Origin of the sequence: Kitasatospora sp. NBC_00374, from assembly GCF_041434935.1 — a bacterium.
In the GTDB taxonomy this organism is placed as follows: domain Bacteria; phylum Actinomycetota; class Actinomycetes; order Streptomycetales; family Streptomycetaceae; genus Kitasatospora.
Genome location: NZ_CP107964.1, coordinates 7,984,390 through 8,005,820 on the forward strand (window position 1 = coordinate 7,984,390; position 21,431 = coordinate 8,005,820).

General features: G+C 71.7%; 23 protein-coding genes and 2 pseudogenes. 18 read left to right on the forward strand and 7 right to left on the reverse strand.

The window, feature by feature from the left end:
* The first annotated feature begins 1 nt into the window (after position 1).
* Both OG871_RS34745 and OG871_RS34750 read left to right on the forward strand, forming a co-directional pair.
* Positions 2-829: a tyrosinase family protein gene (locus OG871_RS34745; RefSeq protein ID WP_371502281.1), complete on the forward strand. Its 828-nt coding sequence runs from the start codon at positions 2-4 to the stop codon at positions 827-829.
* 237 nt (positions 830-1,066) lie between these two features.
* On the forward strand, positions 1,067-2,185 hold the full coding sequence (locus OG871_RS34750) for a chemotaxis protein (RefSeq protein ID WP_371502283.1): 1,119 nt from the start codon (positions 1,067-1,069) through the stop codon (positions 2,183-2,185).
* 55 nt (positions 2,186-2,240) lie between these two features.
* On the opposite strand, the gene OG871_RS34755 is transcribed toward OG871_RS34750, so the two are convergent.
* Positions 2,241-2,750: a hypothetical protein gene (locus OG871_RS34755; RefSeq protein WP_371502284.1), complete on the reverse strand. Its 510-nt coding sequence runs from the start codon at positions 2,748-2,750 to the stop codon at positions 2,241-2,243.
* A 300-nt stretch (positions 2,751-3,050) separates the two neighbouring features.
* Between OG871_RS34755 and OG871_RS34760 the strand changes: the two genes are divergently transcribed.
* The 5 genes and pseudogenes from OG871_RS34760 (at position 3,051) to OG871_RS34780 (ending at position 5,686) form a co-directional block, all read left to right on the forward strand.
* Positions 3,051-3,197, forward strand: a complete 147-nt coding sequence (locus tag OG871_RS34760) for a hypothetical protein (protein ID WP_371502286.1) — start codon at positions 3,051-3,053, stop codon at positions 3,195-3,197.
* Between the two features lie 88 nt (positions 3,198-3,285).
* Complete coding sequence (locus tag OG871_RS34765) at positions 3,286-3,798, forward strand: flavin reductase family protein (RefSeq protein ID WP_371502287.1); 513 nt, start codon at positions 3,286-3,288, stop codon at positions 3,796-3,798.
* A 189-nt stretch (positions 3,799-3,987) separates the two neighbouring features.
* Positions 3,988-4,410 (forward strand): annotated as a pseudogene (locus OG871_RS34770) (hypothetical protein); the annotation flags it as partial.
* Positions 4,407-5,138 (forward strand): beta-glucanase, encoded by a 732-nt coding sequence (locus tag OG871_RS34775; protein WP_371502288.1) that lies wholly within the window; start codon positions 4,407-4,409, stop codon positions 5,136-5,138. The pseudogene OG871_RS34770 and the gene OG871_RS34775, both read left to right, overlap by 4 nt.
* Before the next feature lie 128 nt (positions 5,139-5,266).
* A complete protein-coding gene (locus OG871_RS34780; protein WP_371502290.1) occupies positions 5,267-5,686 on the forward strand; it encodes a hypothetical protein in 420 nt (139 codons plus the stop codon).
* 15 nt (positions 5,687-5,701) lie between these two features.
* Here OG871_RS34780 and OG871_RS34785 read toward each other — a convergent pair whose 3' ends face one another.
* The 3 genes from OG871_RS34785 to OG871_RS34795 form a co-directional block, all read right to left on the reverse strand.
* Complete coding sequence (locus tag OG871_RS34785; RefSeq protein WP_371502291.1) at positions 5,702-5,905, reverse strand: hypothetical protein; 204 nt, start codon at positions 5,903-5,905, stop codon at positions 5,702-5,704.
* A 153-nt stretch (positions 5,906-6,058) separates the two neighbouring features.
* Positions 6,059-6,688, reverse strand: a complete 630-nt coding sequence (locus tag OG871_RS34790) for an MBL fold metallo-hydrolase (RefSeq protein ID WP_371502293.1) — start codon at positions 6,686-6,688, stop codon at positions 6,059-6,061.
* On the reverse strand, positions 6,688-7,773 hold the full coding sequence (locus tag OG871_RS34795; protein ID WP_371502295.1) for an S-(hydroxymethyl)mycothiol dehydrogenase: 1,086 nt from the start codon (positions 7,771-7,773) through the stop codon (positions 6,688-6,690). The genes OG871_RS34790 and OG871_RS34795 overlap by 1 nt, the downstream gene beginning before the upstream one ends.
* 250 nt (positions 7,774-8,023) lie before the next feature.
* Between OG871_RS34795 and OG871_RS34800 the strand changes: the two genes are divergently transcribed.
* From OG871_RS34800 to OG871_RS34810, 3 genes are all read left to right on the forward strand, one after another.
* Positions 8,024-8,608 (forward strand): hypothetical protein, encoded by a 585-nt coding sequence (locus OG871_RS34800; RefSeq protein WP_371502296.1) that lies wholly within the window; start codon positions 8,024-8,026, stop codon positions 8,606-8,608.
* A gap of 66 nt (positions 8,609-8,674) precedes the next feature.
* On the forward strand, positions 8,675-9,223 hold the full coding sequence (locus tag OG871_RS34805; protein ID WP_371502297.1) for a hypothetical protein: 549 nt from the start codon (positions 8,675-8,677) through the stop codon (positions 9,221-9,223).
* A gap of 63 nt (positions 9,224-9,286) precedes the next feature.
* Complete coding sequence (locus tag OG871_RS34810) at positions 9,287-10,027, forward strand: hypothetical protein (RefSeq protein ID WP_371502298.1); 741 nt, start codon at positions 9,287-9,289, stop codon at positions 10,025-10,027.
* Between the two features lie 51 nt (positions 10,028-10,078).
* On the opposite strand, the gene OG871_RS34815 is transcribed toward OG871_RS34810, so the two are convergent.
* A complete protein-coding gene (locus OG871_RS34815) occupies positions 10,079-11,329 on the reverse strand; it encodes an IS630 family transposase (protein ID WP_371502299.1) in 1,251 nt (416 codons plus the stop codon).
* A 721-nt stretch (positions 11,330-12,050) separates the two neighbouring features.
* On the opposite strand from OG871_RS34815, the gene OG871_RS34820 reads away from it, so the two are divergent.
* From OG871_RS34820 to OG871_RS34850, 7 genes are all read left to right on the forward strand, one after another.
* Positions 12,051-12,521 carry a hypothetical protein gene (locus OG871_RS34820; RefSeq protein WP_371502300.1) on the forward strand — a complete coding sequence of 157 codons (471 nt, stop codon included), beginning with the start codon at positions 12,051-12,053 and terminating at the stop codon, positions 12,519-12,521.
* Between the two features lie 291 nt (positions 12,522-12,812).
* A complete protein-coding gene (locus OG871_RS34825; RefSeq protein WP_371502302.1) occupies positions 12,813-13,655 on the forward strand; it encodes a hypothetical protein in 843 nt (280 codons plus the stop codon).
* A 369-nt stretch (positions 13,656-14,024) separates the two neighbouring features.
* Positions 14,025-15,314 (forward strand): SulP family inorganic anion transporter, encoded by a 1,290-nt coding sequence (locus OG871_RS34830; protein ID WP_371502303.1) that lies wholly within the window; start codon positions 14,025-14,027, stop codon positions 15,312-15,314.
* A gap of 631 nt (positions 15,315-15,945) precedes the next feature.
* Complete coding sequence (locus tag OG871_RS34835; protein ID WP_371502305.1) at positions 15,946-16,308, forward strand: YciI family protein; 363 nt, start codon at positions 15,946-15,948, stop codon at positions 16,306-16,308.
* Positions 16,309-16,313: 5 nt separating this feature from the next.
* The gene (locus OG871_RS34840; protein WP_371503500.1) at positions 16,314-17,561 is read left to right on the forward strand and encodes an RNA polymerase sigma factor; all 1,248 of its coding nucleotides are present in this window, start codon (positions 16,314-16,316) and stop codon (positions 17,559-17,561) included.
* A 350-nt stretch (positions 17,562-17,911) separates the two neighbouring features.
* The gene (locus OG871_RS34845) at positions 17,912-18,199 is read left to right on the forward strand and encodes a hypothetical protein (protein WP_371502306.1); all 288 of its coding nucleotides are present in this window, start codon (positions 17,912-17,914) and stop codon (positions 18,197-18,199) included.
* Positions 18,168-18,548: an NPCBM/NEW2 domain-containing protein gene (locus OG871_RS34850; RefSeq protein ID WP_371502308.1), complete on the forward strand. Its 381-nt coding sequence runs from the start codon at positions 18,168-18,170 to the stop codon at positions 18,546-18,548. Before OG871_RS34845 ends, OG871_RS34850 begins: the two co-directional genes overlap by 32 nt.
* Positions 18,549-18,873: 325 nt before the next feature.
* Here OG871_RS34850 and OG871_RS34855 read toward each other — a convergent pair whose 3' ends face one another.
* Both OG871_RS34855 and OG871_RS34860 read right to left on the reverse strand, forming a co-directional pair.
* Positions 18,874-19,293 carry a ribosomal protein L7/L12 gene (locus OG871_RS34855; RefSeq protein ID WP_371502309.1) on the reverse strand — a complete coding sequence of 140 codons (420 nt, stop codon included), beginning with the start codon at positions 19,291-19,293 and terminating at the stop codon, positions 18,874-18,876.
* A 215-nt stretch (positions 19,294-19,508) separates the two neighbouring features.
* Positions 19,509-19,977, reverse strand: a pseudogene (locus OG871_RS34860) (IS5 family transposase); the annotation flags it as partial.
* A 235-nt stretch (positions 19,978-20,212) separates the two neighbouring features.
* On the opposite strand from OG871_RS34860, the gene OG871_RS34865 reads away from it, so the two are divergent.
* On the forward strand, positions 20,213-21,418 hold the full coding sequence (locus tag OG871_RS34865) for an IS110 family transposase (protein ID WP_371502311.1): 1,206 nt from the start codon (positions 20,213-20,215) through the stop codon (positions 21,416-21,418).
* The last annotated feature ends 13 nt before the right edge of the window (positions 21,419-21,431 follow it).

Consider the following 21,431-nt stretch of genomic DNA (forward strand, 5'->3'; position numbering starts at 1 on the left):
CATGGCTATACGCAAGAACCAGTCGACCCTGACCGCCACCGAGAAGCGCGACTTCGTCGACGCCGTGCTGGAGCTCAAGCGCCTCGGCCGCTACGACACCTACGTGAGCACGCACAACCAGTTCATCGTCTCGGACACCGACCGCGGTGAGCGCACCGGCCACCGCTCGCCGTCCTTCCTGCCCTGGCACCGGCGCTTCCTGCTGCAGTTCGAGCGTGACCTGCAGAGCGTCAACCCGGCCGTCAACCTGCCCTACTGGGACTGGACCGCCGACCGCACCACCACCGCGAGCCTGTGGGGCTCCGATCTGATGGGCGGCAACGGCCGCTCCCGCGACGGCCAGGTCACCACCGGTCCGTTCGCCGGCGGCACCGGCCGCTGGACGCTCTCGGTGCGGCCCGACAGCCGTGACTTCCTGCGCCGTGCCCTCGGCGCCGGCGTCGCCCAGCTGCCCACCCGCAGCGAGGTCGAGTCGGTGCTCAACGTCGCCACCTACGACGCCGCCCCCTGGAACAGCTCCTCGGACGGCTTCCGCAACCAGGTGGAGGGCTGGCGCGGCGTCAACCTGCACAACCGGGTGCACGTCTGGGTCGGCGGCATGATGAGCTCCGGCATGTCGCCGAACGACCCGGTCTTCTGGCTGCACCACTGTTTCATCGACAAACTCTGGGCGGAGTGGCAGCGCCGTCACCCCACCCAGAGCTACCTGCCCACCGGCGGCACCCCGGACGTGATCGACCTCAACGACAGCATGAAGCCGTGGAACGACACCACCCCGGCCGACATGCTCGACCACACCCGGCACTACACGTACGACACCGGCTTCTAGGCCGCGTTCCAGGTGGCGCCGGCCGCCAGGCCGCCGGGCACCCGCGGGCTCCCGCGGGTGCCCGGCGGGTGAACGCCCGGCCGGGTACGCTCCGGGCCGCCCGGGCGCGGCGGACGGGCGGGGCTCCCGCGGCTGTGCTTGGCTCGACCGGGTGGACGGACCAGTCGGCGGCGACCCGGCCCCGGGGTCGACGGCGGCCTCCGCCCCGTACCCCAGGTGACCGACCAGGAAGGCCTCATGGAAACCGACGCTCTGACCGCCTCCGTCCTCCGCGACCTCCGGGCGCCACGGCCCTATCCGGCGGTGTCCCTCACCATGCCCACCCACCGCCGGGAACCCGACAACGCCCAGGACGCGGTGCGGCTGCGCAACGTGCTGGCCGAGGCGGTCCGCCGGATCGACGAGGACCCGCAGGTCTCCCGGCAGGACCGGATCGACCTCAAGGCCCGGCTGGAGCGCGCCGTCGGCGAGGTGGACCTGCGGCACTCGCTGGACGGACTGGTGGTCCTGGCGACGACCAAGGAGCACCAGCTCTGGTCGCTGGCCCGGCCGGTGCCCGAGCGGGTGGTGCTGAGCGACACCTTCCTCACCCGCAACCTGGTCGCGGCCAAGGCCCAGGCCCGCCCGTACTGGGTGCTGGCCGTCGCCGCCGACCGGGCCACCCTGTGGAGCGGGGTCGGCGAGGCGCTGCGGGAGGACCGCGCGCACGGCTTCCCGCTGCAGCCCGAGCCGCTGGACTTCGACCCGGAGCGGCAGGAACGGGTCGGGGACCAGCCCAGCACCTTCAGCGACGAGGAGACCCGGCGGTTCCTGCGGACCGTCGACACCGCGCTGGCCGCCGTGCTGGCGGCCGAGCCCCGGCCGTTCCACCTGGTCGGCCTCGCCCAGGCCGTCAGCCTGCTGGAGGAGGTCGGCACCGCGGTCAACGGCGCCTCGGCCACCGTCCGCAAGGGCGGCCTGGTGGACGGACCCGCGCGGGTGCTGCTCCAGGAGCTGGCGCCGGCGGCCGAGGCACTGGCGGCGGAGCAGCGGCTGCGGGTCGGCAAGCTGTTCGACGAGGCGCGCGGCCGCAAGCTGTTCGCGGCCGGCCTGGACGAGGTGTGGGAGGCGGTCCGGGAGGGCCGGGTGGAACTCGTCGCGGTGGAGGAGCAGTTCCAGGCCACCGTCCGGCTGGCGGACGGTCACCTCGCCCCGGTGCAGGACGATCCGGGCCCGGGGGCCTGGGAGCAGGGGGTGCGCGAGGACATCGTCGACGAACTGGTCGAGGCCGCGCTGGACAGCCGGTCCGAGGTGGTCTTCCTGCCGGTCGACACCCTCGCCGAGCACGACCGGATCGCCGCGGTGCTGCGTTACTGACCCGCCGTCCGCCGGGCCGCCCCGCACCGCCTCGACGGTCCGGGGCGGCCCGCCGTCACTTCTCGCCGCCCAGCGCGTACAGCCCCGGGAGGTTGACCACGACGGCCTCCTGGGTGGAGCGGGCGATCACCACCACGGCCTCCTCGCCCGGGTCCGGGTTCTCCTCGCGGTGCGGGACGAAGGGCGGGACGAAGATGTAGTCGCCCGGCCCGGTGCGCAGCCGTACCTCCTCGGGCCGGACCCCGATCCACCGGCTGTCACTCTCCACACCAACGCCGTGCTGCGCCGCAACACCGTCTGCTGGGACGCGGCCTCGAGCAGGCTGGAGAACCGAGCTCCACCCGGCACCGGACGCCGCCACCGTGGTCGCGGGTCCGCAGTCGGGACCGGTCGACGTCGCCCAGACCCCCGGTAGCCGGGTCGCCGCCGCGAAGGCCGCCGGACTCGAAGTCCAGGCCTTCCCCTCGCTGGTGGTGGCGGTTCTCGGCATCGACACCGCCGAGGCGTTCGACAACCGACGTGGTCGAGGCGCTGAAGCGCGCGATCGACCGCGAAGCGCTGACATGGACCCGGCCGCTACGGCTGCGGCTGCGACGAGGTCAACTACCGGACCTTCCCGAAGGGTTGCGTCGGCCACGACCCCGGCTCGGAGGACATGTTCCGACGCGACCCGGACAAGACCCGTGCGCTGCTCGCCACGGCACGTGTGCGCCTTGTGGCGCGAGCCGCTGGCCGGCACGCCTGATCCGGCCCTGACAGATCTAATGACGTGTCGTCAGCTGAGGAGGAGGATGCCCTCCGGCAGTCAGCTCAGTTGTATCGCGTGCGTACCGCAGGCCCCACCGCAACCACGGGAGATCGCTGCATGACCCAGGCCCCGCCCGCCGACCTGGTGCTGGTCACCGACGGGCTGCACGACGTGCTCAAGACGCCACCCACCGGAGCGTCGCCGCGCGGATCGTCCAGTGGCCGGAGCGCCTGCGACTCGGCCCGCACCTGCCCCACCTGTTGACCGATGAGCCGACGCTGACCGATCTGCCCGCCCTCACCGATGTGTCCGCCTTCACCGATCTGCCCGCCGCCGAGGAAGGAACCCGACCGTGACCGCCGTCGACGACCGCCCCACCGTCACCCGCACCGCGCCGCCGGCCGACCTGCTCCGCCGCACCCTGCGGCGGCACGCCACCGGCGTCACCGTGATCACCGTGCCGGGCCCGGCCGGTTTCACGGCGACCTCGTTCACCTCGGTCAGCCTGGAGCCCGCCCTGGTCTCCTTCTGCCTGTCCAGCACCGCCTCCGCCGCGCCCGCCGTCCGGGCCGCCGAGGCGTTCACCGTCCACCTGCTGCACCGGGACCAGGAGGAGCTGGCCCGGCGCTTCGCCCGCAGCGGGATCGACCGGTTCGCCGGCGCGTCCTGGCGGCCGGGGGAGCACGGCGCCCCGCTGCTGGACGGCGTGGCCGCCTGGCTGACCGCCCGTCCGGTCCTGTTCCAGCCGATCGGCGACCACCTGCTGGTGGTCGGCGAGGTGGTCGCCGCCGGGGCGGACGACGGCGCGCCGCTGGTGTACCACGACGGCGGCTTCGGCGGCTTCAGCCCGGCCCGGGCGGACTGAGGACGGCCCTCACCGCGCACTGGTTCCTGCCGACCACCGGCGACAGCCGGCACGTGGTCGGCGGCGGGTACGGCTCCACCCCGGCACGGCCGGCTCGGACCGGCCGCCGACCGTCGAGTACCTGGGGCAGATCGCCCGCACCGCCGAGCAGTTGGGCTTCGTCGGCGCGCTCACCCCGACCGGGGCGTGGCACAGGAGGCGCCGGCCCGCAGCGAGTCGGAGGGCCGGCGCCGGATGCGGGAGCCGCACGGCGGCGCCACCGACCGGCTGGAGGTGTCCCCGAACCTGTGGGCCGGGATCGGGCTGGTCCGGGGCGGCGCCGGAACGGCCCTGGTGGGCAGTCACACCGAGGTGGCCGACCGGACCGAGGAGTACCACGCGCTGGGCGTCGACGAGTTCATCCCGTCCGGCGCCCCGCACCTGGAGGAGGCGTACTGGGTCGGCGGGGGCGTCCTGCCGGTGCTGGCCGCGCGCGACCTGGCGTCGTCCCGTCACGGAGCGCTAACGGGCAGTCACCGATTCGCATACAGTGCGCCCGGCCGGGTACTCCACAGGAGGGACGCGAGCGGAACCGTTCCGTCCGGTCGGAGGGTCAGGAGAGTGCCGTGGTGACCTGGTGGCGTACCGCTGTGTCCTGGTGGGAGCGACGTCGACGCTCGCAGGAGCGTCCGGAACTGGCCGTCGACATCCGTCGCACGGTCTTCACCGCCGACTTCACGTCCACCCGCCAGTGGGTGGCCGGGCGCAGCAGCGCCTATCCCGGCATGGGCCCAACCAACCGGGGCGACCACAAACTCGACTACCTGACCCCCCGACGGATCGAGGGCGGCCGGTTCACCGCCACCCGGCGAGGCGCCGGCGACCTCTGGGACTGCGACCTGCTGACCACCGAAGGCAGCCCCGACGGCTTCCAGCTGCGCACCGGGGACGCCCTGCGGGCCAGGGTCACCCTGCCGACCGGCCTGGGCGCCTGGCCCGCGATCTGGACCTGGCGGGCCGGCGGCAACGAGATCGACGTCTTCGAGTACCACCCGGACAACCCCAACACCCTGGAGCTGTCCAACCACGTCCGCGGCGGCTACCGCTACTGGCTCGGCCCGCCCTCGCAGGTCGCCCCCGGCTCGACCACCACGCTGCGCACCGAGTTCGGCTCCCGGTCCGTCGACTGGTACGTCGGCGACCGGCTGGTCTACTCCGACCGCCGAGGCGTCGGCCCGTCCTGGCACGCCTACCTGATCGTCAACCTCTCGGTCGCCGACGGGACGTACCACGCCCGCCCGGGCTCCTCCGGGCCTGACCGCCTCTCCTGGACGTGCCACAGCCTGGAGGTGCTGCGCTGATCCACGGGGGCCGACGGGTGTGGGTGGGGGCTGGGCCAGGAATCAGCTGACCTACTATCAGAACTCGCCGTGACCAGCTAGCGTGAATATCGGTACCGCCCGCCCGCCCTCGCCGTACGGAGGCCGCCGTGACCGTGCACGTCATCCCCGGGAGCAGGGCCGTCACCTGGACGTACGGGGCGATGGCCGTCGCGACCGCCGTCACGTCAGGGGCCTTCGTCCTCCGGGGCGGTCCGTTCAGCGCGTGGATCGGCGTCGCCGGGGTGGTCAGCGCGGTCCTCGCGCTGACCACCGCGCTCGGGTTCCTGTTCCGCGCGTACAGCCTGCCCGTGGGGCTCGGGGTGTTCGCCTCCGGAGTCCTGATGCTGCTGTGGGGGGTAGGGCTGCAGGGGCTGGTGCTGGTCGGTGTCGTGGTCTCGATCGTGCGCGGCGCCAGCGTGCTGGGCGGCGGCCTGCGGACCGCACTCGTCGCGGTGGCCTTCATCCTGCTCAACATCCTGCTGTGGCAGTGCTCCAGGCGGCTGGTGATCGCGACCGGCGGCGCGTGAGCCGCCGGGCCGAGGTCAGCGTCCGGCCCGCTTGCGGCAGCCGTCCAGGACGTCCTGTCGGAGCATCGAGCCGAACCCGGCCGACTCCAGGCGCAGGCCCAACTGGTCCTCGCCGATGCCGAGCTCGGATGCGGTGTCGCCCAGGTGCCAGTCGTGGGCGGCGAGCCGGTCGAGCAGGTGGCCCCGCCGGACCTGGTTCTCGGAGAGACGGAACGTCATCGGTCCCTCTTCCCCCGGCACGAAAGCCGGCCGGGGAATGGGGGCGCGAGCTGCGAATCATTTGTGGTAGAGGCAGGTTCCGGAAGTCGCACCGGAGTCCCGCGGCCGGCCTGGTGACCGTAACGGACCGGGCCGCGGGAGCTCCAAGGGGTATCAGTGGCCCCGGCGGATCCACTCGTCCAGGTGCGGCGCCTCGGCGCCGACGGTGGTGTCGTCGCCGTGCCCGGTGCGCACGACGGTGTCCGGCGGGAGGGTCAGCAGCCGGTCCCGGATGGACTCGACGATGGTCGGGAAGTCCGAGAAGGACCGCCCGGTGGCGCCCGGCCCGCCCGCGAACAGGGTGTCGCCGGTGAACACGGTGCCGAGGGCCGGCGCGGACAGGCAGACGGCGCCCGGGGCGTGCCCGGGGGTGTGCAGCACCGTCAGCTCGACGCCCGCCACCGTCAGACGCTGCCCGTCGGCCAGCGGGCCGTCGGGGTCGCGGTCCGGGTGGGTCTGCTTCCACAGCGCGGTGTCGTCCGGGTGCAGCAGGATCGGCGCACCGGTGCGCGCGGCGAGCGCGGGACCGGCGCCGATGTGGTCGTTGTGGGCGTGGGTGCACACGATCGCGGTCAGCCGGCGCGCGCCGACGGCCGCGGCGATCGCGTCGGCGTCGTGGGCGGGGTCGATCACCAGCGCCTCGTGGTCGTCACCGACCACCCAGACGTTGTTGTCCACCTCCCAGCTGCCGCCGTCCAGGTCGAAGGTCCCGGAGGTGACCACCCGCTCGATCCGCGGCGCCATCAGAGCACCACCACCGAGCGCAGGACGTCACCCTCGTGCATCCGGGCGAACGCCTCCTCGACCCCGGACAGCGGGATCGTCTCGCTGACGAAGGCCTCCAGGTCGAGTCGGCCCTGCAGATAGAGGTCGATGAGAACCGGGAAGTCGCGGCTGGGCAGGCAGTCGCCGTACCAGGAGGACTTCAGCGAGCCGCCCCGGCCGAACACGTCCAGCAGCGGCAGCTCCAGCTTCATCTCCGGCGTCGGCACCCCGACCAGCACCACCGTGCCGGCCAGGTCACGGGCGTAGAAGGCCTGCCGGTACGTCTCCGGCCGGCCGACCGCCTCGATCACCACGTCCGCGCCGTTGCCGTCGGTGAGCTCCCGGATCGCCTCGACCGGATCGTCGGAGCGCGCGTTGACGGTGTCGGTGGCACCGAGCTTCGCGGCGCCCGCGAGCTTGCGGTCGTCCAGGTCGACCGCGATGATCCGCGAGGCGCCGGCCAGCCGCGCGCCGAGGACGGCGGCGCTGCCGACGCCGCCGCAGCCGATCACCGCGACCGTGTCGCCCAGCCCCACCGCGCCGGTGTGGACGGCCGCGCCCAGCCCGGCCATCACCCCGCAGCCCAGCAGGCCGGCCACCGCCGGCGCCGCCCGCGGGTCGACCTTGGTGCACTGCCCGGCCGCCACCAGGGTCTTCTCGGCGAAGGCGCCGATCCCCAGGGCCGGCGACAGCGGCGTACCGTCGGCCAGGGTCATCCGCTGCACGGCGTTGTGCGTGTTGAAGCAGTACCAGGGCCGGCCGCGCCGACAGGACCGGCACTGGCCGCAGACCGCGCGCCAGTTGAGGATCACGAAGTCCCCCGGTGTCACCTCGGTGACACCCGGGCCGACCGCCTCGACGATCCCCGCCGCCTCGTGCCCGAGCAGGAACGGGAACTCGTCGTTGATCCCGCCCTCCCGGTAGTGCAGGTCGGTGTGGCAGACCCCGCACGCCTGCACCTGGACCAGGGCCTCGCCCGGGCCCGGGTCGGGGACCTTGACGGTCTCCACCCGCACCGCCGCACCCTTCGCCAGGGCGACGACTCCCTGTACCTGCTGAACCATTCGTCAGACACCCTTCGTCCGCCGGGCGCGCTCGTGACGCGGCCGGTCTGTCGTTCGGTCACCCGCTGCGGCGTTCACCGCTCCGCCGGTGAGTCCGGTCTGCTCGCCCCCCGAACCTACCGCTGTCCTGGCATGCCCGAGCGGCAGCGGCGCGAATCCGTCGGGCGCCCGTGTTTGAACCCGCGCGGCGGGGTGAGACGAGGCCCTGGCCGGACAGGGGTCCGGTCGACCTGTCGTCAGGAGGGTTCGCATGGCCTGGGTGATCGTCATCATCGCCGTCCTCGCGGTCATCGCCGCTGCCGGGTTCGTCCTCGGGCTGCCGCGGCTGCGCACGAGGCGGCTGCGGGAGCGGTTCGGCGCCGAGTACGAGCGGGCGCTGCGCGGGCACGGCGACGACGTCCGCGCGGCCGAGCGGGAGCTGACCGCCCGGGTGCGGCAGGCCGAGGCCCTGCCGCTGCGCCCGCTCACCGCCGCCGAGCGGGAGGCCGCGCGCCAGCGGCTCGCCGAGGTCCAGGAGATGTTCGTGGACGACCCCGGCCGGGCCGTCGGCGAGGCCGACCGGCAGCTCACCGACCTGCTCGACCGCCTCGGCTACCCCGTGGACGGCCGGCCGGAGGCTCTGTCCGTCCACCACGCCCCCGCCCTGCCGGCGTACCGCACCGCGCTCGGCACCCTGGAGCGCGCCCAGGCGGTGCAGGTCGGCACGGAGGAGCTGCGCTGCGCGCTGGTGGCCGTGCGCGACCTGGCCCAGCGGCTGCTGGTGGCGGACGTCGCCGAACCGGCCCGTGCCGCGCGGCCCGCGCTCCAGAAGGCTCCCGCCCCGCGGACCAGCTGACCCGCAGGCCCGCAGGCCCGCAGACCCGTCGAGCAGCCGTTCCGCCGAGCCGAGGAGGAGACCACCATGTCCGAGAACAAGCGCACCGATCCCGCGGCGACCGGGCGGAGCGAGCCGCTGCACGACGAACCGCCGAACGACGAACCGCCGAACGACGAACCGCCGAACGGCGAGCCGCTGCAGGGCCGGCCCCTGCCCGGCGACGGACGCGAGTCCGCCCCGCGGCGTCCCGTGGCGAGCGTCCCGCGCCAGGCCGAGGCCGGCGAGCGGCGCCGCCCGGCGGCCGTCCCGCAGCAGGTGCTGCCGGGCGAGCCGCACCCCGGCCCCGGCACGTCCGCCGGGGGCGGCTGGCTCCCGACCGAGCGGGTGGAACGGCTCTCGGCCGAGTGGCACGCCGTGCAGAGCGGTTTCGTCGACGATCCCGGCCGGGCCTGCAAGGAGGCCGACGCCCTGGTCGAGAAGGCCGCCGCGCTGGTCGCCGAGGTGGTCGCCGAGCAGCGCCGGGACCTGCGCGGCGGCGGCTCCCCGGCGGACGGCGGCGCGCCGGACACCGAGGCGCTCCGTCTCGCCATGCAGGACTACCATCGGCTGCTCGACCGCCTGTTGGCGGCCTGAACCCGTCCGACCCGACGGCGAGCGGACCATGGTCCCCGCGCTCCCCGTCCCGGAGACCAGACCGTGCACCCACCACCCACCGCAGGGCCGCCGACCACGTACGCGGCCGCGACGGACCGGCTGGCGGCCCGCATCGCCCACGCCCACGCCCTCGCGGGCGCGGGCGGCGCGGGCCGCCTCCGGGTCCTGCTTCGCGACAGCGCCGACTCCCGCATCGCGCTCGGCGCGGTCCGGCTGCTCGGCGCCGACGTGCTCGCCCCCGAGGCAATGGAGCGGACCGCCGCCGACGCGCAGACCGCCGACCTGATCGGCCGGGCCTACGCGCTGTTCCCCGGCCGGCCCGACGACGCGCTGTGGACCGACTCGGACACCTTCGCCGTCACGGCCTGGCGCGACTGGGCCGCCGCCCGCCTGCTCGCCCGGCACGGCTGGGACCTCCTGCCCCACCCGCAACCGGCGACACTGCCCGCCGACGGGCTGTCCTGGCAGCCCTGGTCCGCCCGGATGGCGCAGCTCGCGCCGCTCGCGCTGCCGGGTCTGGACAGCCCGGTGCACCGCGCCGCCGCGGCCCGCCGTACGGACCTGGCACGTGGCGCCACCCGGGCCGTGCTGCGCCGCGACCACGCCACCGCCGCCGCCCTCGGCCGCTGGTTGGCCGTGCTGCCGGCCGAACCGGGCCCGGACCGCCGGGAGTTCGACCCGGCGCCGCTGCTGGACCACCTGCGGCTGTTCGGTGACGTCGGCGCCCGCGCCGGCCTGGACGTGCGGATCGGCCTGCGCCTGCTCGACCTCGTCCGCCGCTGACCCGCGGACGACCGGGGCCGGGGTCGAGGCACCCGGCGAGCTCGGCGACGGTCACCGGTAGGCCGGTCCCGGCAGCCGAGGGCGGCAGCATCCGCCGCGCCGATCCCCCCGAGAAGAAGGGCCATCCGGGCCTGTTGTGCCCTCCGAAACGAATCCTCCGGCACCCAGGGAAAGAATCGCGAAGGTCGCCGGAGAAATCGGCACGATTGCATGAGTGGCTGGCGTGGGCTTCGTATTGACCCGAAACGCTAATGTTCCGGCGCTTCGAGGACGTACCGGACGTGCGGGGCGCGGAAGTAGCCCCGGACGATGTGGGGTTGCTTCTGGCGTCGGCGGAAGAAGCGGCGTACCTCGCCTGCAAAGCTCTCCGGCGTTTCGGGCTCGGCAGGCTGGCAGGAGCGTCCGCTTGAGATCGGCGTTGACGAGCTCGTCCGGGTTGGTCTCCGGCGCGTAGGCCGGCAGCAGGTGCAGGACGATCCGGTCCTCGTGCTCGGTGAGCCACTCGCGGACGGCCTTGCTGCGGTGGACCGAGTGCCGGTCGACGACCAGGTGGATCTTCCGGTCGAACTGCCCGACCAGTCGCCGGAGGAAGTCGAGGAACACCGTGGTGGTCGATCCGCGGTAGACCGTGAACCACATCTTCCCGCGGGTGCTGATGGCCGACATCGCGTTCACCGAGAACCGGTTGCCCGTCCGCCTGATGGTCGGTGTGCTGCCCCGAGCGGCCCAGGTGCGGCCCGAGACCTGGTCCGAGCGGACACCGACCTGGTCGGCAAAGAGGATCTCGGCGCCCTCTTCGGCGGCTCGCGCGCGGATGGCCGGCCAGGTCTCCTCGCGCCACACGCGCACCGCTTCCGGGTCCTGCTCGATCGCCCGCTTGTTCGGGCGCTGGAAGGACAGGCCCCACCGCTTCAGGTACTTGCCCACGCCCTGCTCGGTCAGCCGCACCCGGTAGAGCATCGCGATCAGGTCACCGACCATGGCGCGCGTCCACAACTGACCGCCCAGTCCCAGGTCTTCGGGCCGGTGGTCGAGCAGCGCCTGCCGGACGCACTGCTGCTCGTCCGGGTCCAGCAATTGGTGCTCGCCCGGCCGTCGTCCGCGTCGGCCGGAGACCAGAGCCTCACGACCGCCGGCCTGCCACGCCGCCCACCAGTCGGCGACCGACTCGGCGCTCACGCCCAGGAGTTCAGCCACCTCGCGCCGCTCCCGTCCCGCTCGAACAGCCGCCACGGCCCGCATCCGCAAGGCCTCCTGCGCGTCCGGCGACAACCGCCGCGCGTCCCCAACCAGATCCGTCACGCCTGGATCAACGAGCCCGGAACCTTACCGTTTTGGGTCAATAGGAGAATCTGCACCATGGTTCTCCCAGGGTGTCCCGGCCGGGCCCGACCGACGCCGACGCCGACGCCGCGCGGCGTTCCGTGCCCGTGCCGGGCACGGAACGCCGGGTCTCGTCACTCCCAGAGAACGCAGCGTATGGCGTTGGAAATGCGGGGCCGCAGCCCGACGGCAATCTTCGACCCGGCCTGGGTCGGAGGCGTTGCCGTAGGGGCCTGGCGAGGGGTGGCTGGGGCACCCCGCGGTGGGTGTGGCGCGTCGGCCCGGGAGCGGCTGCTGCGCCCGGGGGCGGTTTCCGGGTGTGGATTCCCTAGGGCGGGGTGTGGTGGGGGTTCGGGCTTGTGTAGGGCCGGGGCGGGGCCGGAGGGTGGCCGTACTGGGTTGTCCCGGGGTTCGTCGGTGGGGTGCCGTCAGGGGCTGGGTGACTGCTTTGCGGGGCCGGCGGGCCTCGCTGGCGGCGGGCCCGGTGGGCGAACCGCTGGGCCGGTGCTGCCCGGCGGTGGGGTGTGCTGGTGGTGTTCGGGTGGGTGGGTGGCCTGGCGTACTCCTGGTGCCCATGTCGCGGCCGGGCCGGCCGTCGGTCCGCCGCGTGCCGCTGCCCGGCCCAGAGGTCTGCTTTACGGTGCCAGATGCAGGTTGACTCGAAACGCCTGACCAGCCGCCGGTCGCCGAGGCCCCAGGCGTGTCGGAGCGCGCCTTGAAGCCGTTCCTCCACTCGGCAACCGCCGAGGTCCCCTTGCCTGTCCTGTCGGTTGACGATGGATCATCGAATGGGGAGCGGTTCGTGCGGAGAACGGTGTCGGGGTTCGCGGTGGCAGTCCTGGGGTGTGAGGCGCTGTACGCGCTCTTCCTCTGCGCCGGGATCGTGGAGACGTGGGTGGTCGGAAGGTCGGAGTTCGAGGGGCTGCATTTGAGGGCGTTCGCCATCTGTATCGGCTGGACAGCCGCGTGCCTGTGGGTTGCGCGCAGCGCCGTACGGCTGCCCAGGAAGCCCTCGGCCGCACACCGGTGGAGCCTGCTCGCGATGGCGGCGCTTCATCTCCTCCTGGCGATACCCCTGCTCGACTTCCAGAACCAGCTGATCCCGTACTGGCTGATCGCGGTCGGAGTCCTGCTGGTGCTGCTCAGCGCGCAAAGGGCACCAAGCAGGTAGCGGGCGCCGGCCGTCCCTCCGGTTTCGCGTGATCCGGCGATTGCTCTGCACAGATGCCACCCCTGATGTGTTGGCGCCAGGGGTGCTGGCGGCTGTGCGGTAGGGTCACGCGATCGTTGTTCCGCCCGGCAAATCGGGTGACAGTTAGGAGCGCAGCGCGTGGCAGCACCCGGCACCTCGCCGCACCGCGGCGGAGCTTCCCCGTTGCCGTGGGAGTTCGCAGATCTGGTGCCCAGCCAGCGGCGGCGGAGCCGGTTCCTGTCGCGCAGACCGCGGGCCGGGCGGTGGGTCATGGTGATGGTGGCAGTGATCGTTGCCGGGCTGGTTGGGTGGGGTGTGTGCGCAGCCGTCTTCGCTGACCGCCCGGTGCCCCTCGCCTCGCTGGCGGTGGGCAGCTGCTACCGGTTCAGCTACAGCGACGAGCAACTCGCCGGAGCCGATGACTACCCGGCCGAGGTGGTGCCGGTGGCCTGCGGGGAGCCGCATCGCGGTGAGGTGGTCGGCCAGACGGCACTCGACCCGAACCGGATCAGCAACGCCGCAGACCTGACCGTTGCATTGACGGGGACTTGCGAAGGGGAATTCGCCGACTACAGCCCGGACGCCTGGGCCCTCCCGGTGAACGTAGGGCTGTTCGTGATCCCCGAGGACGGCCGGTATTCCAAAGAGCATCCCGGTGTCACCTGCGTCTACGACGGTCAGGGCGTGGCGATCCGCGGTACGCTGCGCGCCGATTCGGCAGGGCTGAATCCCGATCAGCGTCGTTACCTGGACGCCGTTCGCCGGTACAACACCTCGTCCGCCAAGGGCCTGGACACCCAGGACGGGGTTCGCTCCGCCGAACTCGGCAAGTGGGCAGAGGAGATGTGCTTGGCTGAGCGGCACACCCTGGAGGAACTGGAACGCATCGGCCCGCCGGTCGGGACCGAGAAGCCGTTCGCGGCCATGCTCGACCTCCACCGCAAGGCCTTGGCCGCCTGGGAGATGGTTGCCGCCGACCCCATGCCCTCCGAGCCGCGCCGAACGATCGACCAGGCCAGGGCTGCCGAGCAAGCTGCCCTGGACCAGGCCCGAGCCGTTCGCGGGGCCCTCGGCCTGTCGACCACGATCCGACCCCGCAGCTACTCACTCTGACAACCAGCTCCCGGAGGTCTGAAGCTTCGCCAGCCGGCTCGCGGCGAAGGGAGTGGGGCCGTCTTCGGGAGCGCTCATCAGTGGGTTCCTTTGAGGGTGGCAGAAGGGGCTCGCACCTTGATGATCACTGCCGGCCCCTCCACCTACTGCCGCGGAACACCTCCAGGGGAACGCATTCATCGGAAAGAGTGGATGCGAACTCATATCCTTGACGGGCGCCGGCAGTTAACGGGCAGTCCGAACCACCGGCCGCGCGAGTGGGTCGCGACAGAGGAGACCGAGCCGGCCACATGGATCCCGAGCCCGGGACCGGGCTGTCCGGGGCGGAGATGAGGTCAAACCGTCTCCATCGTCGGCGGGCGCCGTGCGATGATCACCGCTGACCGCCCCGCCCCCGCCCCCGCCCCCGCCCCGGAACGCAAGCGCGCTGCACCCCGGGGATCAAACTCCGACGAGACAACCCGCGCCCGCGCTGTCGCGCTGGTCATCGGCCCGCTGAACCGTGAGCACGGCCTCGGTTACCTGGTGGCCGCCGTCATCCTCGCCGGCGTCATCCAGATCGCCCTGGGCGCGCTCGGCGTGGCGAAGCTGATGCGCTTCGTGCCCCGCTCGGTGATGGTCGGCTTCGTCAACGCCCTCGCGATCCTGATCTTCATGGCGCAGGTCCCCGAGATGACGCACGTCCCCTGGGCCGTCTACCCGCTGATCGCCGTGGGGCTGGCGCTGATGGTGTTCTTCCCGAAGGTCACCATGGTCATCCCGGCGCCGCTGGTGTCGATCGTCATTCTCACCGTCATCACGCTCGCGGCCGGCATCGCGGTGCCGACGGTGGGAGACAAGGGCGACCTGCCGTCCTCCCTGCCGGTGCCCGGGCTGCCGGACGTGCCGTTCACGATGATGGAGTCGCTGATGACCGCCAAGCTGGTGGACGACATCACCGACACCCACTCCTCCAAGACCCGCGAGTCGATCGGCCAGGGCATCGCCAACATCGTCACCGGCTTCTTCGGCGGCATGGGCGGCTGCGCGATGATCGGCCAGACCATGATCAACGTGAAGGTGTCCGGCGCCCGCACCCGCCTCTCCACCTTCCTCGCCGGTGCGTTCCTGATGGTGCTGTGCATCGTCTTCGGCCCCGTCGTCTCCGACATCCCCATGGCCGCACTGGTCGCCGTCATGGTGATGGTGTCGTTCGACTGGCACTCCATCGCGCCCAAGACGCTGAAGCGGATGCCGGCCGGGGAGATCGCCGTCATGGTGATCACCGTCGCCGTGGTGGTCGCCACCTCCAACCTCGCCATCGGCGTCGTGGTCGGCTCGATCACCGCGATGGTCATCTTCGCCAAGCGCGTCGCCCACTTCGCCAACGTCACCGCCCACGCTGCCCCCGACGGCGGCCAGGTCGTCTACTCGGTGACCGGCGAGCTGTTCTTCGCCTCCTCCAACGACCTCGTCGGCCAGTTCAACTACGCAGGCGACCCCGACAAGGTCGTCATCGACCTCACCGACGCCCACATCTGGGACGCCTCCTCCGTCGCAGCCCTCGACGCTATCGAGACCAAGTACAAGCAACGCGGCAAGACCGTGGAGATCATCGGCCTCAACACCCCCAGCGCCGACCTTCACGACAAGCTCAGCGGCGAACTCGCCAGCCACTGACACTGGCCCAGCGAGACGACGGAGGACCCCGGCCGACGGCCGGGGTCCTCCGTCGTCTCGCGTGCAGAGCTGGAGGCCCTGGTCCAGCTTGACCCGCCCCGGACCGCCTCCCTCTGCGCTCCGCCAGCGCGGTCAAACTTCGGTGAGACAGCTCAAACTTCGGTGAGACGGGACAGTCGCCGTCGGGCCGCCGGTCCCCGAGCCGGGCGGTGCCCGGCGGGGCCGTCCCCGGCCCCCGGCCCCGGGCCGCTGCGCCCAGTGGGGCCGTCCCCGGTGTCCTGGCCGCCGTCCCGGGTACGGGAGGCCCCGCCCACGGCCCCCGAATTCTCCCGGCGGGGCCGTCCCCGGCTGCCGGGTCGCTGCGCCCCGGGCCGGGAGCCCCGTGTCGGCGGACGCCTCTATGTGCCCAGGGAGGTGCAGCCGAACGTGCACCGGTGCGGGTGGATGTCCCCGGGTGGAGGGCGCCGGGTAGGTTGATCGTTTGTGGTGTTCGGACAGCTCAGCCCGCCACTGCGGTTCGGAAGAAAAGCCGAAGAAGTTTTCTCATGCCGGATGTCGAGGTCCTGTGCCCGGCTCCGACTGAGGGGTGGAAGCGCGCCGAAGGGGTGCGCCGGACACACGGGGACACTTGATGAAGTACGTCGCGATGATCTACGGCAACCAGGCCAAGTGGGACTCCTTCCCGGCCGATGCCTGGCCCGAGGCGATCGCCAAGCAGGACGCGTTCAACAAGAAGTACCGCGACAGCGGCGAACTGATCGGCGCCTACGGCCTGGCGGACGCGGCCAACGCGCAGCTGGTGCGTCGCAAGGACGGCGTCCCGGCGGTCACCGACGGGCCGTACCTGGAGACCAAGGAGTACATCGCCAGCTTCTACATGCTGGACTGCGAGTCCCTGGATCGCGCGCAGGAGATCGCCGCCGACATGCCCTTCGCGGACATCGAGCCGGTCGAGCTGTGGCCGGTGCTGCACGACGCCGCGACGGACCTGTGACCGGGATGCCCGGCGTCGAGGACCTGCTGCGCGAACTAGCGCCGCAGGTCCTCGGCGCGCTCGTTCGCCGCTACGGCGTCTTCGACACGTGTGAGGACGCCGTCCAGGAGGCGCTGCTGGCCGCCGCCCTCCAGTGGCCCGCCGAGGGAACACCGGCCAACCCGAGGGGATGGCTGGTCACCGTCGCCTCCCGCCGCCTAGTGGACCAGGTCCGCAGCGAGCAGGCGCGCCGGCGTCGCGAGGACCGCATCGCCCTGGCGACTCCGCAGGCCGAGCTGCTGAGCCGCGCCGCCGACACTGATGCGGACGCGGACCGGGACGACTCCCTGGCGCTGCTGTTCCTGTGCTGCCACCCGGCACTGTCCGAGCCCAGCCGGATCGCCCTCACACTGCGCGCGATCGGGGGCCTGACCACCAACCAGATCGCCGCGGCCTTCCTCGTACCCGAGGCGACCATGGCCCAGCGCATCAGCCGCGCCAAACAGACCGTCAAAACCTCCGCCACACCCTTGCGCATGCCCCAGGCTGCCGACCGGGCCGAACGGCTGGAGGCGGTGCTCCACGTGCTCTACCTGATCTTCAACGAGGGCTACACCGCCACCGACGGCGCCGACCTGACCGTCCCAGCCCTGTCGACCGAGGCAATCCGGCTCACCCGCCTGCTGCACCACCTGCTGCCCGACCACACCGAAACGGCCGGGCTGCTCGCCCTGATGCTGCTCACCGACGCGCGCCGCCCCGCCCGCACCGGACCCGACGGCGCCCTGGTGCCGCTGGCCGAGCAGGACCGCACCCGATGGGACCGCCGGCTCATCGCGGAGGGCGTCGGCCTGATCAGCCGCACCCTGCCCCTCGGACAGGTGGGCCCGTATCAGCTGCAGGCGGCCATCGCCGCCGTCCACGACGAGGCCGAGCGCGTCGACGCCACCGACTGGCCGCAGATCCTCGCCCTCTACGACTTGCTGGAGCACCTCGCACCGAACCCGATGGTCACCCTCAACCGCGCGGTCGCCGTCGCCATGGTGCACGGACCGACCGCCGGGCTCGAGCTGCTGGCGACACTGGAGTCTGACAAACGGACGGCACACCACCACCGCCTGCTCGCCACCCGCGCCCACTTCCTGGAACAACTCGGCGACCACCACGCAGCAGCCCACACCTACCGCGAGGCAGCCCGCCGCACCACCAGCACACCGGAGCGGCGCCACCTCACCACCCGCGCGGCCCGCCTCACCCCCGGCCGACAGGACTGACCGGCAGAGCCGAAGCGCGACGGACTCGGGCACCATCGCTGTGCACGTTCGGCTGTACCCGCCTGTGCACTTTCGGGTGTACGCCGACACCCCGCCGCCTCCGGTCACCGAACTCCCCTCTGACGGCCTGTCACCCAGCTTTCGTCGGGCCGCTGCGCCCGGCTTCGTCCGCCCCCCGGGTCGGTGGCCGCCGGCTCGTGCCCGGCATGCCGCGCCGTTGTTCTGCACCGCATGCTCCCGTCTGTCTGATCGCAGCCGTGGCTCGTGCCGCGGCCGTGGCCGCCCGGCCGCGCACAGTGCCTCGTGTATCGAAACGGCTCAAGTCAACTCGAAACGGACACTCTTGTCGCATGGTCAGCCATCACCGGAGAGGTGAAGTCATTGCGATCGCCGGCCTCTTCCTTGCGGCAGCCGCGATCGTTGTGCCACTGGTGGTCGGCGGCGGGGACGACAAGGGCGGCGGGGGCGGCGGTGCGAGCGGGAGCCCTACGAATGTCGCCACGCCGGAGAGCAGCCCGACGGTGACCGATGATGTTCCTGCAAGCCCGGCGGAGAACAGCCCCGCCGCGGCGTCCCCGGAAGTGGCTGAAACATACTTGAGCGACCTTGAACCGAAGTCATCTGCCTACGGTATTTGAAACTGGATCTACCGAGGTCGATGGAAAGGTCTTAGCGCAGAGCGTATCCCTCAAGGCGGACAAGGGTTACATCCCGACAAACGACGTGGAATACATCCTTGGCAAGCACTGGAGAAATCTAAAGGCAACCGTCGGCCTACGGGACAGTTCCCCGACCGGGGCAGTCATGAAATTTGAGGTCTTCGCGGATGGAAAATCTGTCTATTCGTACACTATTTCCCTGGGAGGCGCTGGAAGCGTGGATCTGGGCGTTGCCGGAGTCCTCACCATCAAGCTTAAAGTCACGTACCTCGGTCCTGACTCCTACGACTATTCCTACGGTGTCTGGGGGGATGCTCTCCTGAGCTGATCTCCAAGGATTTCCCGGCGCCCGCCTGCTGCGCCCCGGCTGCTGTCCCGCCGTCGCCCGTCGCTCCCCGCCCGCTCCGGCTGCTGCTGCGCCTCGCCTCTGGCCGTCGTCCCGCCCCGGCCGCTCCCGCCCGGGTGCGAATCTGCGGTTTGTTGTCACTGGGGGATCAGCCGGTGTCACCAGCCCCTGCTGATGGTGGCGTATGGGGGCCGGGGGAGCGCGGGGTGTCACCGGGATGCGGATGTGTGGTGACATCAGGAGACTTCGCGCAGTGACATCTTGATGCAGATCCGTACCGGCTGGTACTGCTGTTCCGGTGCGGTTTCTACGGGCGTTGCCAGTTGGGGTCGTGGGTGGGGCAGCGGTCGAGGTCGCAGGTGGTTTCGGAGTTGGCTTGGCAGTGGGCGGTTGGCCAGTACCGGGATCTGCAGGGGGCGGGGTCGACGGGTGTGCCGTCGGTGGGCAGTGTGCGTTCGCAGTAGTCGCATCGGATGACGGCTTGGACGCCGGCCTGCCGCAGGTGTTTGAGTGCCGCGATGGCCTTTTCGTACGGGATCGTGGCCTGGACGGTGGCCGGCGCGTCGTCCAGGAGCTGTCTGCAGTGCCACAAGCTCAGGTTGGTGACCGCTTGGATCGCCTTGAGGGCTGCTGGCCCGCTGTAGGCGGCCCCGATCAGCAGGACAGTGAACTCGGGATCCTCCACAGGCTTCCTCTCCGGCCGGCGTAGCGTCACGCGCTCAGTCAACCGTCTGGCGCTCCCCTCGGCCCCGAGTTCCCCGAACCTGACTGCTGCTCCAGGCGTCTTCGGTGGGGCCGGCCCCGTCCCCGGCTGCCTGGGGTGGGTGCGGGGCCGGCCGTCGGGTTGGTGGGTGGGTATGGGATTCGCGCAAGCGAGTTTTGTATGGTGTTTTCGCATGGCCATTTGGAACGCCGTCTCGTGATCGACCATAAGACTGTGTCCTACGTGGTGGTCTTGGCGAGGCGTTTGTGGCAGGTGAGGACGGCGGCGAGGTCGCAGAAGGCCAGGTGCTGGCGGTGATCGCGTTCGTAGCGTCGGGCGATCCGGCGGTAGCCGGTGAGCCACGACATGGTGCGTTCGATGACCCACCGATGGCGGCCGAGGGTCTGGCTCGACTCGACGCCCTTGCGGGCGATTCGGGGCAGGATTCCCCGCCTGCGAAGCCATGTGCGCAGCTCGGAGTTGTCGTACGCCTTGTCCGCGTGCGGCTTGCGTGGCAGGAGGTGCGGGCCTCGCTCGGGGTCGTGTTTCGCCGGGAGGGCTTCGACCAGGGGGCGTCGGGCCGTGCTGGTCGTGGGTGTTGGCGGAGGAGATGCCGATGACGAGGGGCAGCCCGTTGCGGTCGGACAGGACATGCACCTTGGAGCCGGGCTTTCCCCGGTCGACGGGGCTGGGACCTGTGTGTTCGCCCCGTTACCGTTTTCACGGCCCCGCAACGGGGTTCCCGGCCTCCCGGCCCGGCATGACTTGTGCCCCTTGTCGATCATGATCGAAAAAGTGGTGTCACCGGGCTCGGAGGCGTTGGCAGACCGCTGATTAGGGGCTTGAGCGCCGAACCTGTCCAGGCGAGGCAGGCTCTTCGTAACGTGGATGCCGGCACGCTGATGCCGCAGGGCCGGGGAAGACGAGACCTGGGGAGGGGCAGTTGACCAGCACCGACGGCATCGACGTCTATCTCGGACTGGACGTCGGCAAGGGCGAGCACCACGCGACCGCGCTCACCCCGGCCGGCAAGAGGGTCGTCGACAAGGCACTGCCCAACAACGAGCCCAGGCTCCGTGAGCTGTTCTCGAAGCTGCAGGCCAAGCACGGGACCGTGCTCGTGGTGGTCGACCAGCCGGCCACCGTCGGCGCCCTGCCGCTGGCCGTCGCCCGCAGCACCGGCTGCCGTGTCGCCTACCTGCCCGGCCTGACCATGCGCCGGATCGCCGACCTGTATCCCGGCGAGGCGAAGACCGACGCCCGCGACGCGCACGTCATCGCGGACGCCGCCCGCACCATGCCACACACCCTGCGTGACCTGGTGCCGAGCGACGAGATTGTCGCCGAGCTGGAGATGATCGCCGGCTTCGACGACGACCTCGCGGGTGAGTCGACCAGGATCAAGAACCGCCTGCGCGGCCTGCTCACCCAGATCCATCCCTCACTCGAACGCGTCCTGGGCCCACGCCTCGACCACCCGGCCGTCCTTGCCCTGCTCGAACGCCACGGCTCCCCGGCCCAGTTGAGGAAGGCCGGCCGGCGTCGACTGATCACACTGCTGCGGCCCAAGGCCCCGCGGATGGCCGAGCGCCTGGTCGAGGACATCCTCACCGCCCTCGACGAGCAGACCGTCGTGGTCCCCGGCACCGAGGCCGCCGCGCTCATCGTCCCCAGCCTCGCCACCTCACTGACCGCAGTCCTCGACCAGCGCAAACTCCTCGCCGCAAGGATCGAGGAACTGCTGGAGGCCCACCCTCTTTCCCCGGTCCTGATCTCGATGCCCGGCATCGGTGTCAGGACCGCCGCCCGGATCCTCGTCGACGTCGGCGACGCGAGCGCCTTCCCGACCGCCGGCCATCTCGCGGCATACGCGGGCCTCGCGCCCGTCACCCGCGCCTCCGGCTCCTCCATCCGCGGCGAGCACCCCTCACGACGCGGCAACAAGCAGCTCAAACGCGCCTTCTACCTGGCCGCGTTCGCATCCCTGTCCCAACCCGAGTCACGGGCCTACTACGACCGGAAGCGACGCGAGGGCAAGCACCACGTCGCTGCCCTCGTCGCACTCGCCCGACGCCGCATCGACGTCCTCTTCGCCATGCTCCGAGACGACGGCACCCTCTACCAGCCGCCGACCGCTGCTTCTGCTTGACGAAGACCATAGG

Excerpts from the sequence above, each read along its gene's own strand:
- OG871_RS34745 (WP_371502281.1), top strand. The coding sequence starts at position 2 with ATGGCTATACGCAAGAACCAGTCGACCCTGACCGCCACCGAGAAGCGC.
- OG871_RS34750 (WP_371502283.1), top strand. The coding sequence starts at position 1,067 with ATGGAAACCGACGCTCTGACCGCCTCCGTCCTCCGCGACCTCCGGGCG.
- OG871_RS34755 (WP_371502284.1), bottom strand. The coding sequence starts at position 2,750 with ATGTCAGCGCTTCGCGGTCGATCGCGCGCTTCAGCGCCTCGACCACGT.
- OG871_RS34760 (WP_371502286.1), top strand. The coding sequence starts at position 3,051 with ATGACCCAGGCCCCGCCCGCCGACCTGGTGCTGGTCACCGACGGGCTG.
- OG871_RS34785 (WP_371502291.1), bottom strand. The coding sequence starts at position 5,905 with ATGACGTTCCGTCTCTCCGAGAACCAGGTCCGGCGGGGCCACCTGCTC.
- OG871_RS34790 (WP_371502293.1), bottom strand. The coding sequence starts at position 6,688 with ATGGCGCCGCGGATCGAGCGGGTGGTCACCTCCGGGACCTTCGACCTG.
- OG871_RS34795 (WP_371502295.1), bottom strand. The coding sequence starts at position 7,773 with ATGGTTCAGCAGGTACAGGGAGTCGTCGCCCTGGCGAAGGGTGCGGCG.
- OG871_RS34800 (WP_371502296.1), top strand. The coding sequence starts at position 8,024 with ATGGCCTGGGTGATCGTCATCATCGCCGTCCTCGCGGTCATCGCCGCT.
- OG871_RS34805 (WP_371502297.1), top strand. The coding sequence starts at position 8,675 with ATGTCCGAGAACAAGCGCACCGATCCCGCGGCGACCGGGCGGAGCGAG.
- OG871_RS34825 (WP_371502302.1), top strand. The coding sequence starts at position 12,813 with ATGGTGATGGTGGCAGTGATCGTTGCCGGGCTGGTTGGGTGGGGTGTG.
- OG871_RS34830 (WP_371502303.1), top strand. The coding sequence starts at position 14,025 with ATGATCACCGCTGACCGCCCCGCCCCCGCCCCCGCCCCCGCCCCGGAA.
- OG871_RS34835 (WP_371502305.1), top strand. The coding sequence starts at position 15,946 with ATGAAGTACGTCGCGATGATCTACGGCAACCAGGCCAAGTGGGACTCC.
- OG871_RS34840 (WP_371503500.1), top strand. The coding sequence starts at position 16,314 with ATGCCCGGCGTCGAGGACCTGCTGCGCGAACTAGCGCCGCAGGTCCTC.
- OG871_RS34845 (WP_371502306.1), top strand. The coding sequence starts at position 17,912 with ATGGTCAGCCATCACCGGAGAGGTGAAGTCATTGCGATCGCCGGCCTC.